Source organism: Exiguobacterium sp. s133 (assembly GCF_018618595.1).
Lineage (GTDB): Bacteria > Bacillota > Bacilli > Exiguobacteriales > Exiguobacteriaceae > Exiguobacterium_A > Exiguobacterium_A oxidotolerans.
Genome location: NZ_JACSMK010000001.1, coordinates 438,645 through 450,862, shown reverse-complemented (window position 1 = coordinate 450,862; position 12,218 = coordinate 438,645). Strand labels below are relative to the sequence as shown.

Below are 12,218 nucleotides of genomic sequence, written 5' to 3'. Positions count from 1 at the left end.
GACGAAAAAAGTTTCATGCTAACACGAATCGTCTTAGAGAAACACGTATCAGTTCGAACGATCAAGAGGATCTTTCGGATCGAATTGGATGGTAATATGTACGCACTCTTTCCCCATCTCAGCATATCCTTCAGCGACAAATCCGTTCAACTTGGCAACCTGTTCGGCTAAAAAGCCTGCCTCAAGTTGAAAATAGCCGGTCGGTCGCTCGGCTTTAGTTGATTCCGGTGGTAAAAGTTCAAAAGAAAAAGTCGTCCCCTTTTTTTTCGTAAGGGAGAGGGTACCCCAACCGGCCTCTACGAAAAAAGGAATTAATTCGTCCTCGTTCAACACGGGGAATTGCCGGGCAAGTCGCTTACCTGCCCAGTAGATGACTTGACGATAATCGTTACCGAGTAGATCGCTTAACACGTAATCGCGGATCAGTTCGATGCCGAATGTTGGCGCAGTGTTTGGTGTTGATTCCATGATGATTCACTCCTATCTCTGAAACTATTATAGCGAGCTAATTCTCGATGGTCATTGTTTTCCTAAAAAAATTTGCAGTTATTTGCAGTTAAATGCAACGGCTCGGGTTGTCTTATAAAAAGGACAGGAGTAGAATAAGTGATGAAAAGACGAATTTCCTTATGAAAGCGCTTTTCTACCAAAATGCGCCAACGTTTGATTGGCAAACAAAAGGGGGGATTTGGATGGCGAACAATCGTGATTTCGTGAGTCGTAAAATACACTCACTGCTCGGCGTCATTCCAATCGGGTTATTTTTACTTTCTCATCTTACGACGAACTATTTCATCGTTAGAGGGGAGGAAGACTTCAATAAGGCTGCGGAATTCGTGGGGAACGTTCCGTATCGACTGTTTCTAGAAGTGTTTGTCATCTTCATACCCATCATTTTACATGGTGTCTACGGTGTTTACATCGCATTCACAGGTTCCGCGAACACAGGACGTTATACATACTTCCGGAACTGGATGTATGTCTTACAACGCTTCACAGGTGTCTTCCTCGTCGTGTTCATTACATGGCATGTCTGGGAAACGCGGATTGCGGCAGCAATGGGGACGGAAGTTAATGCAAGCATGATGCAAAACATCGTCGATAACGGATTCATGCTCACGTTTTATATCGTCGGGATTTTAGCGACGACATTCCACCTTGCGAACGGACTTTGGACGTTCTGCATCACATGGGGAATCACACAGTCACCAGCGTCTCAACGCGCGATGTCTTATGTGGCGGCCCTCGTATTCATCGGTTTATCGTTTGTAGGCGTACGCTCGATTTTAACGTTTGCAGGCGTGTTGTAAGGAAAGGGGAACTGACAACATGGCGAACAAAAATCTTGTCATCATCGGTGGAGGGCTTGCCGGGTTGATGGCTACGATAAAAGCAGCAGAACAAGGAGTACCAGTAAAGTTATTCTCACTCGTACCCGTTAAACGATCACACTCCGTATGTGCCCAAGGCGGCATCAACGGTGCGGTCAATACAAAAGGGGAGGGTGACTCACCCTACCAGCATTTAGATGATACGGTATATGGTGGCGACTTCCTCGCGAACCAACCGCCTGTTCAAAAAATGACAGAAGCGGCTCCGAAAATCATTCATATGTTCGACCGGATGGGCGTCATGTTTAACCGGACACCGGAAGGCTTACTCGACTTCCGGCGTTTCGGAGGAACACTCCATCACCGGACGGCTTATGCGGGAGCGACGACAGGACAACAATTACTGTACGCACTTGATGAGCAAGTACGTAAGTTTGAAGCGCAAGGTTTGGTAGAAAAATATGAAGGATGGGAATTCCTTCGCGCAGTCATTGATGAAGAAGGGATTTGTCGTGGTGCGGTGTGTCAAAATCTACGTTCAATGGAAATCGAAGCATTCGCAGCGGATTCGGTCATCTTAGCGACGGGTGGACCCGGTGTCATCTTCGGTAAATCAACGAACTCGGTCATTAATACGGGACAAGCGGCAGCGGCTGTTTACCGGCAAGGTGCGATTTATGCGAACGGTGAGTTCATCCAGATTCACCCGACAGCGATTCCTGGTGACGATAAGCTCCGTCTGATGAGCGAATCGGCACGTGGTGAAGGCGGACGTGTCTGGACGTATAAAGACGGGAAACCGTGGTACTTCCTCGAAGAAAAATATCCGGCATACGGGAACCTCGTCCCGCGTGATATCGCGACACGTGAAATCTTTGATGTCTGTGTCAATCAAAAGCTCGGTGTCAACGGGGAGAACATGGTGTATCTCGATCTCTCACACAAAGACGCAAAAGAGCTTGATGTCAAACTCGGCGGTATCTTAGAAATTTATGAGAAGTTCGTTGGTGACGATCCACGGAAAGTACCGATGAAAATCTTCCCGGCCGTCCATTACTCGATGGGTGGATTATGGGTCGATTACGATCAAATGACGAACATCCCAGGATTGTTCGCGTCTGGTGAGTGTGATTACTCGATGCACGGTGGAAACCGTCTCGGTGCGAACTCACTTCTCTCTGCCGTTTATGGCGGAATGGTTGCGGGTCCAGCAGCGATTGCCTATATGAACGAACTTGAAACTTCTGTCCATGATATGCCGGAAGAGGTCGTTGAAGCGCATAAAATCGCTGAAATCGATCGATTCAATGATATCTTGGCGATGGAAGGGACAGAAAATGCGTATCAAATCCACCGTGAGCTCGGTGAAGTCATGACGGATAACGTAACCGTTGTTCGTTATAACGATAAGCTCGAACAGACGTTGACGAAGATTAAAGAATTACGGGAACGTTTCACGCGGATCTCGGCGACGGATACGGCACGCTGGAGTAACCAGGGCGCATCCTTCATCCGTCAGCTAGATCACATGCTTGATTTAGCGGAAGCAATCACACTCGGTGCCCTTCAACGTGACGAGAGTCGTGGCGCCCACTATAAGCCAGACTTCCCAGAGCGTGATGATGAGCGGTTCTTAAAAACGACGATGGCACGTTATACAAACGGTCATCCTGAAATCTATTACGAAGAAGTCGATACATCACTGATTCCACCACGCAAACGCGACTACAGCAAGAAGTCGAAGAAAGAGGTGAAAGCATAATGGCGACACCACTCGAACAAGAAACAAAACAAAAACCGGTTCAGTTCATCGTGCAACGTCAGGATGGACCAGACGGAAAAGCCTATGATGAAGCTTTCGAAGTCCCGTATCGTCCGAACATGAACGTCATTTCAGCATTGATGGAGATTCGCCGGAATCCCGTCAATGCGGCAGGCGAAAAAACGACACCGATCAACTGGGACATGGGTTGTCTTGAAGAAGTATGCGGGGCGTGCTCGATGGTCATCAACGGGACACCACGTCAATCCTGTACAGCGCTCGTCGATAAGCTCGAACAACCGATTCGTTTGCAACCGATGCAGACGTTCCCGATTGTGCGCGACTTACAAGTTGACCGTCAACGGATGTTTGACGCACTCAAAAAAGTAAAAGCATGGGTTCCGATCGATGGGACGTATGACCTTGGTCCAGGACCACGGATGCCAGAGAACAAACGGCAATGGGCGTATGAACTTTCAAAATGTATGACGTGTGGCGTTTGTCTTGAAGCATGTCCGAACGTCAATGACCGTTCAAACTTCATCGGACCGGCGTCGATCTCACAGGTTCGTCTCTTCAACTCACACCCGACAGGTGCCTATCATAAAGAAGAGCGCCTGGAAGCATTGATGGAAGATGGCGGTATCATGCAATGCGGTAATGCACAAAACTGTGTTGAGGTCTGCCCGAAAGGGATTCCGCTTACGACATCGATTGCGGCAATGAACCGTCAGACGACATTACACTCGTTCAAAAAATTCTTCGGTAGCGACGAAGGTCGTACAGGAGAAGCGGTTAGCAATTAATTCATAAAAAAGAAGGGGCGCTGCTCCTTCTTTTTATATTCAGGAGGGAATTTACGTGCGTGTACCTAGTTATATCGAAGATTTAGATGGGTGGTTAAGTCAAATGAAACACGGGACGAGACTCGATGTTGCGGTTCGCTTCGCTGAGACGGATGCCTACGGTCATATGAACAATCGAGTCCCGTTCGTCTATTTTGAGGATGTCCGGACGTTGATGCTTGAAGAGACAGGCTACTCGTTAGCAGATGACGGAATCGTCGTCGTCGCGGATGCGCAGTGTAACTACATCCGCCAAGTTTATCCACGGACGCGGCTTGCAGTCTACGCCTATCCTGTTCAAGTCGGAAAAGCCTCGTGTGACGTCCATTACGCGGCATTCGATGACGAAGAGCAACTGATGTTTACGGGACGAACGTCGATGGTACAAATCGATCGTGCTGGGAATGCTTTTCCATGGGATAAAGCCTATAAAAATTCCTTGCAGAATCGATTCGAATCCGTTATCATTTGATAATGAGTTCACATATTCGAAAACGACTCACTAGTACGTTATTAGTGGAGGGAGATTTCTTAATCATGGAAAAAACATTCAAAGTCATCGCAGATTCAGGCATTCATGCTCGTCCTGCAACACAACTTGTCAACACAGCTTCAAAATTCCAATCAGATATCAACTTGGAGTACAACGGAAAGACTGTTAACCTTAAGTCGATCATGGGTGTACTTTCACTCGGTATCGCTAAAGATTCAGACATCAAAATCGTTGCAAACGGTGACGATGCTTCTGAAGCAATCACGACTCTTTCAGACATGCTGACAAGCGAAGGTCTTGCTCAGTAATCCTTTTATCTACATTCTCGGACGCCGGTCTTGCACCGTCGTCCTTTTTTGTTACCATAGAGGATAGGAAGGTGAGATATGACGTGAACAAACCAATTGGAGTATTAGATTCTGGGGTCGGCGGCTTGACGGTCGCGCGTGAGCTGATGCGGCAGCTTCCTCATGAACAAATCATATATGTCGGGGATACATTACGCTGTCCCTATGGACCACGACCGGAAGAAGAAATCCGGCAATTTACATGGGAGATGATTGATTATCTTGTCGCGCAGGATGTCAAACTGATTGTCATCGCCTGTAATACAGCGACGGCAGTCGTCCTGAAAGAAGCACGGGAAAAATTGACGATTCCAGTCATTGGCGTCATCGACCCAGGAGCACGGGCGGCAGTCAAGGTAACGCGATCGAAACGAATCGGTGTCATCGGGACGAAGATGACGGTCGAGAGCAATTCTTATGAAAAGGCATTACGACATGTCGAAGGGCAAGTTGTTGTCGAATCACTTGCATGTCCGCCGTTCGTCCCGCTCGTCGAGTCCTCACAGACGACAGGTGCTTACGTCGAACGTGTCGTCGCCAATACATTACGTCCATTGCTTTCGTACGACATGGACACGTTGATTTTAGGGTGTACCCATTATCCGCTGCTCGCAGATGTCATTGGACGAGTCATCGGACCAGACGTCCAATTGATTTCTTCAGGAGACGAGACGGCGCTCGAAGTCGCGGCTCTCCTCGACTACAATGGAATTGCAGCAGGAAATGATTTTATACCGGAACATGTGTATCATGCGACAGGTGACACGCGTTCCTTTGAACGGATCGCGACCGATTGGTTGAGTCAACCAATCCAAGCAAAACGATTAGTACTCGGAACGGAGGAAACGACATGAGAATCGATCAACGAGAATCTACGATGATGCGAGCGATTGCGTTTGAGACGAACGTGAATAAACATGCGGAAGGTTCCATTATGATCGCAGTCGGAGACACGCGGGTCTTGTGTACGGCAACGGTCGAAGAGAAAGTCCCACCCTTTTTACGGGGGAAACGTCATGGCTGGATCAATGCGGAATATGCGATGTTACCACGTGCGACGGCGCAACGGACAGCGCGCGAGTCGGTCCGTGGTAAACAGACAGGTCGGACGATGGAAATCCAGCGTTTGATCAGTCGGGCGTTACGTGCTGTCGTCGACTTAGAAAAACTAGGTGAACGAACGGTCTGGATTGATTGTGATGTCATTCAGGCGGATGGCGGAACGAGAACGGCTGCGATCACAGGCGGTTTTCTTGCCCTCGTCCTCGCAGTAGACGGTCTGATTCAAAGCGGGAAACTGACGGATACACCAATCAAAGAAGGAATCGCAGCCGTCTCGATTGGAAAGGTCGGTCAAGAGCTGCTCCTTGATCTCTGTTATGAAGAGGATGCTGCAGCCGATGTTGATTTGAACTTAGTCATGACCTCTTCCGGGAAAATCGTCGAGATGCAGGCGACAGGTGAAGAGGCGACATTTTCGAAACGTGAAATGCTCGATATGCTCGAACTTGGGGAAAAGGGTATTGAAGAACTCCTGCGTGCCGGTCAAGACGCATTAGGTGCTTCGTGGTGGTATGTTGGAGAAGAAGTGGGGGAACATCGATGAAAATCATCGTCGCGACCCGCAATGCTGGGAAAGTGAAAGAACTCGAAGCGATGCTCGGGAAACTAGGTTATGACGTATCTTCTTTACTGGATTACGAAGCTGCACCTGAGACGGATGAAACGGGTGTAACTTTTGAAGAAAATGCTGAACTGAAAGCGAAAGAAGCAGCTGCTTACTTCGGTCACGCGGTTCTTGCCGACGACTCGGGACTCGAAGTCGACGCGCTCGACGGGGCGCCTGGTGTCTACTCAGCGCGTTTTGCAGGTCTAGAAAAATCAGATGCAGCGAATAATGCATTGTTGCTCGAGAAATTGGGCAATCGATCAATCGAAGAGCGGACAGCGCGCTTCGTCTGTGCATTGTCACTTGCAAAACCTTCTGGGGAGACGTTGACTGTACGCGGTACGATGGAAGGTCTCATCGGATTCGAAGCGAAAGGTGAGCATGGTTTCGGTTATGATCCTTTGTTCATCGTCCCATCTCGAAATCAAACGGCCGCCGAGTTAACAAAAGATGAGAAAGCGGCGATTAGTCATCGCGGGAATGCGTTGAAAAAACTTGAATTAGCACTGACTACTTTTTTAGGAGAGTGATCAACGATGAAAGCGTTAATCGTTAGTGATAGCCATGGTCTCGAATCGGAACTTCTGACAATCGTCGAACGGCATCCGGAAGCAGAGGTTGCGTATCATTGTGGAGACTCACAGTTGACACGGATGGACGAATCATTATATCCCTATCGTGTCGTTAAAGGGAATTGTGATTATGGTAACGACTTTGCCGATGAGGTACTTGAGCCTTTTGGCACAGTCAATCTATTATGTGTCCATGGTCATCGTCAAGACGTGAAATACAGCCTCGATCAATTAGTCCATCATGCGGATCAAAAAGCAGCACAGGTCGTGTTGTATGGTCATTCGCACGTGGCGAAAGCGGAACAAAAGGATGGTAAACTCTTCATCAATCCGGGTTCGATTCGTATGCCGCGACACCGTCCTGAAAAAACGTATGCGATTTTGACGCTTGAAGAAGATGCGTATTCCGTTGATTTTTACGATCTGACAGGTGAACAGATTAATGCTTTACATTTAGAAGGCACGCTTTAAGAAAAGATTTTTTGTAATGTGATTGACACGAAAGAATTGTTTTAGTATAGTTTATTCGTGTTGACACGTCCCAATAGCTCAGCTGGATAGAGCAACGCCCTTCTAAGGCGTCGGTCGGGGGTTCGAATCCCTCTTGGGACGCTATAATTAAAATAGAGACTGCCCTTACGAGGGCGGTCTCTTTTTTTTATTATGATTTTCGATTATAATCAAGGTATCATGAACTTAAAAAGGGGATGTGGACAATGAGGAAACGAATCGGTGGAATCCTCCTTCTGACAGTTGCTCTAGCTGGTTGTAGCGAAATAACGAATACGGTCGACGACGCAAAACAACAAGTCGTCGAAGTGAAAAATAATGTTGATTATGCAGCGGAACTACAAACAATTGCGAAAGATACATCACGTGTCACGTCAGAGCTCTCGGCTAAGCTCGATCAAGCAGCGGAGAAGGCACGCGAATCGGCAAATCCAGAACAAACACTGGATCAACAAATGGAAAAGCTGAAAAATGATGAGACGGTTCAAAAGTTAGAGAAAGAGCTCGATCAAATCGACGAACGTCTGTCTAGTCTCGACAGTCCGCCGGCCGAACTAAAGAGTTTGAGTGATAAGTTAAAGCAGTATGTCGATCAATCAGAGTCGATGACACGTCTTCTTGAGACGGACGTCTCGCTTGATACGTTGAATCAGCTTGGAGTCGAACAAGGACAACGACTGCAAGACGCAATATCTAGTTGGACGGAACGACTCGATCCCTTCACAAAATAAGAATGATTGGTAGAGGAGGAGAGCGCATGAGTGAATCCCGTTGGATGGAACGACCGCTGGAACAGGAACGGATGCGACTCGCACGGATGACGAGGGCCGAGCGAGATGAACGGATGAAGCGACTCGATGACGTGGCGATGAGTGATGACGACATTTTGTATAGGGTATATACGATGCAAGATGCTTTTTCTGAAAGTAAAGAAGAACGAGAACGCTTCATCAAAATAGCGGAATCGTTTTTGACAGTCGAAGGAGTTGAGCAAGTGCTTGCGCTCTTCCTCTTTGAGCATGGACAGGCATACCCGCTTCGTGTCGCGCTTCGGACATCCTCACCATACTTACCATACGGTCTAGCAGTTAAGTTGGAGGAAGCGGCATCAATGCTTGGACGGCAAACGGAACCAGACAGGGAAGCACGTTCGGACGAATCGTTTTTAACGCGGAAATCGCTCGGGAAGTCGGAAGCGGAATGGATAAACGTTTTTCAAACAGGAACGTACGAACAACAATTCGAGCAGTTACGTGGACTGACGCTTGAAAAGGCGCCTGAATTGAGACGGTATCTTTGCACCTCTTATGCAATCGGCGAGGACGTAAGACAACAAAGTTTAATCGTCCTTCATACGTTATTATTGCAATTAATGACGGACGACTCATGTTTTCCTTTAACGCTTCGAATCGAACGTTTGCAGCTTGACGTGACATTCGATTCCGCCGAGCAGCTACGTAGACGGTTGGAACAACAGCAGGCGCAACTGCTCGGAGTGCAAGAAGTTTTATTTAGCTTGAGACGGCTCGATCCTTTTCGAGCGCTACTAATGTTGTCCTGGCATCAAATGCTCCACCTCAATCAGGAAGTCGATTTATTCGATATGAATCCGGTCGAGATGATTGAAACGCTTGATGCACTCGCTGGAATGACGTTCGAACGTGATGTGCCCGAAAAAGAACTCGGGGCACTTGCGCGTGACTTATACGATAGTGCTCACCAGATGTTAGAAGAGGGAAAAGCGTACGAGAAGACGGCGATATAGGAAATGCGAGGAATCCATTCGTTCAACAGTGGTAATGCTCGGAATGGATGTGCTATAATGTGACTTGTTGTACACACATGTACGCTAATTGACAATTTTGGAGGGACTCAGCATGACTGCAAAATGGGAAAAACAATCAGGTAGCCTCGGCGTTCTCACGTATGAAGCGCCTGCTGAAGCATTTGATAAAGCGGTAGACCAAGCGTTCAAGAAAGTCGTTAAGACTTTGAACACACCTGGTTTCCGTAAAGGAAAAATGCCACGCACAATGTTTAACAAAATGTACGGTGAAGAAGCACTTTATCAAGATGCTCTTGATATCTTGTATCAAGATACAATCGAAGGTGCTGTCGTCGAATCAGGTATCGAGCCAATCGCGCTTGAAAACATCGACGTTGAAACACTCGAAAAAGGAAAACCGGTTGAGTTTAAAATCACGTTCGTCATCGAACCTGAAGCAACTCTTGGTGAGTACAAAGGTCTTGAGTACACAGCTGTCGAAACTGACGTTACTGACGAAGATGTCGATGCTGAACTCAAAACAATGCAAGAGCGTGGAGCAGAGCTCGTCGTAAAAGAAGACGGCGTCATCGAAAATGGCGACACGGTCGTATTCGACTTCGCAGGTTTTGATGGGGACAACCAATTCGACGGCGGAACTGCTGAAAACTATTCACTCGTCATCGGTTCAGGAAACTTCATTCCAGGATTCGAAGAGCAAATGGTCGGTCTGAAAACTGGTGAGCAAAAAGATATCGACGTTACTTTCCCAGAAGAGTACCATGAAGCATCACTCGCTGGTAAACCAGTCGTATTCAAAGTAACAATCCACGAAGTGAAAGCACAAGAACTCCCTGAATTGACAGATGAGTTTGCTAAAGAAATGGACGAAGAAGTTTCTTCTCTTGATGAGTTGAAAACAAAAATTCGTACACGTCTTGAAAACACACGTAAACAAGAAGCTGATGCTTCAATGCGTGATGAGTTGGTTGAAGCAGCGACTAAAAACGCGACAGTTGATCTTCCTGCAGTTATGGTCGACAACGAAGTTGAGCGTATGGTCCAAGAATTCACACAACGCATTCAATCACAAGGTATCGAACTCGACATGTACTTCCAGTTAACTGGAACGACAGAAGAAGCGATGCGTACTGAAATGAAAGAACAAGCAGAAGAACGTGTTAAAGCACGTCTCGTTCTGAAACAAATTGTTGCAGATGAAAACATCGAAGTGAACGAAGAAGAAGCGCAAGCTGAACTTCAATCGATGTCTGAACTCTACAACATCCCTGCTGATCAACTTGAAACGATGCTCGCGCCACAAGGTGGTCTCGACACGCTTAAAGGTGATCTCCAGTTCCGTAAAGCAATCGACGTTCTCGTTGATAATGCTAAAACGAAATAAGTTTTTTAACTGAACTAAACGATTTCAAGACCTATTTCTGGTCTTGAAGTCGTTTTTTTTGTACGATAGGTCAAACAAGGACAAACATTATCAAAATCTTCAAATCAAACTGTAAAACGCTCGTCCAAGATTTGAAAGACTTTCCTTGTTCGTGCTACAATCATTAATAGTAAAACGTGAGATTGGATGCGAAACGTATCTATACAACTTCCACGTTAAAGGGGTGGACCTTTATGTTTAAATTTAACGAAGAGAAAGGTCAGCTAAAATGTTCTTTCTGCGGAAAGACACAAGAGCAAGTGCGCAAACTTGTTGCTGGACCTGGCGTTTACATTTGCGATGAATGTATCGAACTCTGCAATGAAATCGTTGAAGAGGAACTTGGTACAGAAGAAGAAGTCGAACTAAAGAACGTACCAAAACCGCATGAAATTCGTGAGACATTAAATGATTATGTCATTGGTCAAGAGAAAGCGAAAAAGTCTTTGTCTGTCGCAATGTACAATCATTACAAACGAATCAACGCCGGTGGTCGGGCAGATGATGTCGAGCTTTCTAAATCTAACATCGTCATGATTGGACCAACAGGTAGTGGTAAGACACTTCTTGCACAAACAATGGCACGTATCTTAAATGTTCCTTTCGCGATTGCGGATGCGACAAGTTTAACGGAAGCTGGATATGTTGGGGAAGATGTTGAAAACATCCTCTTGAAACTCATTCAAGCTGCTGATTACGATGTCGAGAAAGCAGAAAAAGGAATCATCTATATTGATGAGATTGATAAAATTGCCCGTAAATCTGAAAATCCTTCCATCACACGTGATGTATCAGGAGAAGGGGTGCAACAAGCACTTCTTAAAATCCTAGAAGGAACAGTTGCGAGCGTACCGCCACAAGGTGGACGTAAACATCCACATCAAGAATTCATTCAAATCGATACGACGAATATTCTTTTCATCGTCGGTGGAGCATTTGATGGAATCGATCAATCGATTAAACGTCGTCTTGGTAAAAAAGTCATCGGATTCGGAAATGATTCTGAAAACCGTAACTTTACGCAAAAAGAAATTCTTGCTGCCGCATTACCAGAGGATCTCCAAAAATTCGGACTAATCCCCGAGTTCATCGGTCGTCTGCCAGTCATGGCGACACTCGAACCACTCGATGAGGATGCACTCGTCCAAATCTTGACGAAACCTAAAAATGCGTTAGTCAAACAATATAAAAAAATGCTTCAACTTGATGATGTCGAACTCGACTTCACAGATGAAGGACTAATTGAAATCGCGAAACTCGCAATCAAACGGAAAACCGGTGCACGTGGTTTACGTTCGATCATTGAGGAAACGATGCTTGAAATCATGTTCGAAATACCATCACGTGAAGATATCGCAAAAGTCATCATTACAGCTGAAACGTTGACTGGTAAGCGTGGTCCGACGCTTGAGTTGAAAGATGGTACAATTGAACAAGGTAAAGAAAAAGAAACGGCGTAACACCGTGACAAATCGGCTCG

14 protein-coding genes and 1 tRNA gene are annotated in these 12,218 nt (G+C 46.5%); 14 read left to right on the top strand and 1 reads right to left on the bottom strand.

Annotated features, from left to right (window positions below):
- Nucleotides 1-48: 48 nt before the first annotated feature.
- A complete protein-coding gene (locus KNP96_RS02255) occupies nucleotides 49-468 on the bottom strand; it encodes a YslB family protein (protein ID WP_214766528.1) in 420 nt (139 codons plus the stop codon).
- Nucleotides 469-692: 224 nt separating this feature from the next.
- Between KNP96_RS02255 and KNP96_RS02250 the strand changes: the two genes are divergently transcribed.
- The 14 genes from KNP96_RS02250 to clpX all read left to right on the top strand — a co-directional run bounded on the left by KNP96_RS02250 (nucleotide 693) and on the right by clpX (nucleotide 12,198).
- Nucleotides 693-1,310 (top strand): succinate dehydrogenase cytochrome b558 subunit, encoded by a 618-nt coding sequence (locus KNP96_RS02250; protein WP_088838509.1) that lies wholly within the window; start codon nucleotides 693-695, stop codon nucleotides 1,308-1,310.
- A 19-nt stretch (nucleotides 1,311-1,329) separates the two neighbouring features.
- The gene (sdhA, locus tag KNP96_RS02245) at nucleotides 1,330-3,093 is read left to right on the top strand and encodes a succinate dehydrogenase flavoprotein subunit (protein WP_159173051.1); all 1,764 of its coding nucleotides are present in this window, start codon (nucleotides 1,330-1,332) and stop codon (nucleotides 3,091-3,093) included.
- Complete coding sequence (gene sdhB / locus KNP96_RS02240; protein ID WP_088837567.1) at nucleotides 3,093-3,899, top strand: succinate dehydrogenase iron-sulfur subunit; 807 nt, start codon at nucleotides 3,093-3,095, stop codon at nucleotides 3,897-3,899. The genes sdhA and sdhB overlap by 1 nt, the downstream gene beginning before the upstream one ends.
- A 55-nt stretch (nucleotides 3,900-3,954) precedes the next feature.
- Nucleotides 3,955-4,410, top strand: coding sequence for an acyl-CoA thioesterase (locus tag KNP96_RS02235; protein WP_088837566.1), 456 nt, complete (start codon nucleotides 3,955-3,957; stop codon nucleotides 4,408-4,410).
- Between the two features lie 65 nt (nucleotides 4,411-4,475).
- On the top strand, nucleotides 4,476-4,739 hold the full coding sequence (locus tag KNP96_RS02230; protein ID WP_012371023.1) for a phosphocarrier protein HPr: 264 nt from the start codon (nucleotides 4,476-4,478) through the stop codon (nucleotides 4,737-4,739).
- An 83-nt stretch (nucleotides 4,740-4,822) separates the two neighbouring features.
- Nucleotides 4,823-5,632, top strand: a complete 810-nt coding sequence (racE, locus tag KNP96_RS02225; RefSeq protein WP_214766522.1) for a glutamate racemase — start codon at nucleotides 4,823-4,825, stop codon at nucleotides 5,630-5,632.
- Complete coding sequence (gene rph, locus KNP96_RS02220; RefSeq protein ID WP_214766520.1) at nucleotides 5,629-6,384, top strand: ribonuclease PH; 756 nt, start codon at nucleotides 5,629-5,631, stop codon at nucleotides 6,382-6,384. The genes racE and rph overlap by 4 nt, the downstream gene beginning before the upstream one ends.
- Complete coding sequence (locus KNP96_RS02215; RefSeq protein WP_214766518.1) at nucleotides 6,381-6,977, top strand: XTP/dITP diphosphatase; 597 nt, start codon at nucleotides 6,381-6,383, stop codon at nucleotides 6,975-6,977. The genes rph and KNP96_RS02215 overlap by 4 nt, the downstream gene beginning before the upstream one ends.
- A 6-nt stretch (nucleotides 6,978-6,983) precedes the next feature.
- On the top strand, nucleotides 6,984-7,490 hold the full coding sequence (locus KNP96_RS02210; protein ID WP_214766516.1) for a metallophosphoesterase family protein: 507 nt from the start codon (nucleotides 6,984-6,986) through the stop codon (nucleotides 7,488-7,490).
- Between the two features lie 67 nt (nucleotides 7,491-7,557).
- Nucleotides 7,558-7,631: transfer RNA gene (locus tag KNP96_RS02205), tRNA-Arg, on the top strand.
- Nucleotides 7,632-7,735: 104 nt separating this feature from the next.
- A complete protein-coding gene (locus KNP96_RS02200) occupies nucleotides 7,736-8,260 on the top strand; it encodes a hypothetical protein (RefSeq protein WP_235195165.1) in 525 nt (174 codons plus the stop codon).
- Between the two features lie 26 nt (nucleotides 8,261-8,286).
- Nucleotides 8,287-9,294, top strand: a complete 1,008-nt coding sequence (locus KNP96_RS02195) for a hypothetical protein (protein ID WP_214768701.1) — start codon at nucleotides 8,287-8,289, stop codon at nucleotides 9,292-9,294.
- 112 nt (nucleotides 9,295-9,406) lie between these two features.
- Nucleotides 9,407-10,699, top strand: coding sequence for a trigger factor (tig, locus tag KNP96_RS02190; RefSeq protein WP_088837559.1), 1,293 nt, complete (start codon nucleotides 9,407-9,409; stop codon nucleotides 10,697-10,699).
- Between the two features lie 233 nt (nucleotides 10,700-10,932).
- Nucleotides 10,933-12,198 carry an ATP-dependent protease ATP-binding subunit ClpX gene (gene clpX, locus KNP96_RS02185; RefSeq protein ID WP_088837558.1) on the top strand — a complete coding sequence of 422 codons (1,266 nt, stop codon included), beginning with the start codon at nucleotides 10,933-10,935 and terminating at the stop codon, nucleotides 12,196-12,198.
- The last annotated feature ends 20 nt before the right edge of the window (nucleotides 12,199-12,218 follow it).

What these genes read in the sequence shown, in the direction of transcription:
- KNP96_RS02195 (WP_214768701.1), top strand. Translation starts at nt 8,287, where the DNA reads ATGAGTGAATCCCGTTGGATGGAACGACCGCTGGAACAGGAACGGATG.
- KNP96_RS02250 (WP_088838509.1), top strand. Translation starts at nt 693, where the DNA reads ATGGCGAACAATCGTGATTTCGTGAGTCGTAAAATACACTCACTGCTC.
- sdhA (WP_159173051.1), top strand. Translation starts at nt 1,330, where the DNA reads ATGGCGAACAAAAATCTTGTCATCATCGGTGGAGGGCTTGCCGGGTTG.
- KNP96_RS02210 (WP_214766516.1), top strand. Translation starts at nt 6,984, where the DNA reads ATGAAAGCGTTAATCGTTAGTGATAGCCATGGTCTCGAATCGGAACTT.
- clpX (WP_088837558.1), top strand. Translation starts at nt 10,933, where the DNA reads ATGTTTAAATTTAACGAAGAGAAAGGTCAGCTAAAATGTTCTTTCTGC.
- KNP96_RS02200 (WP_235195165.1), top strand. Translation starts at nt 7,736, where the DNA reads ATGAGGAAACGAATCGGTGGAATCCTCCTTCTGACAGTTGCTCTAGCT.
- KNP96_RS02215 (WP_214766518.1), top strand. Translation starts at nt 6,381, where the DNA reads ATGAAAATCATCGTCGCGACCCGCAATGCTGGGAAAGTGAAAGAACTC.
- KNP96_RS02255 (WP_214766528.1), bottom strand. Translation starts at nt 468, where the DNA reads ATGGAATCAACACCAAACACTGCGCCAACATTCGGCATCGAACTGATC.
- KNP96_RS02230 (WP_012371023.1), top strand. Translation starts at nt 4,476, where the DNA reads ATGGAAAAAACATTCAAAGTCATCGCAGATTCAGGCATTCATGCTCGT.
- tig (WP_088837559.1), top strand. Translation starts at nt 9,407, where the DNA reads ATGACTGCAAAATGGGAAAAACAATCAGGTAGCCTCGGCGTTCTCACG.
- rph (WP_214766520.1), top strand. Translation starts at nt 5,629, where the DNA reads ATGAGAATCGATCAACGAGAATCTACGATGATGCGAGCGATTGCGTTT.
- sdhB (WP_088837567.1), top strand. Translation starts at nt 3,093, where the DNA reads ATGGCGACACCACTCGAACAAGAAACAAAACAAAAACCGGTTCAGTTC.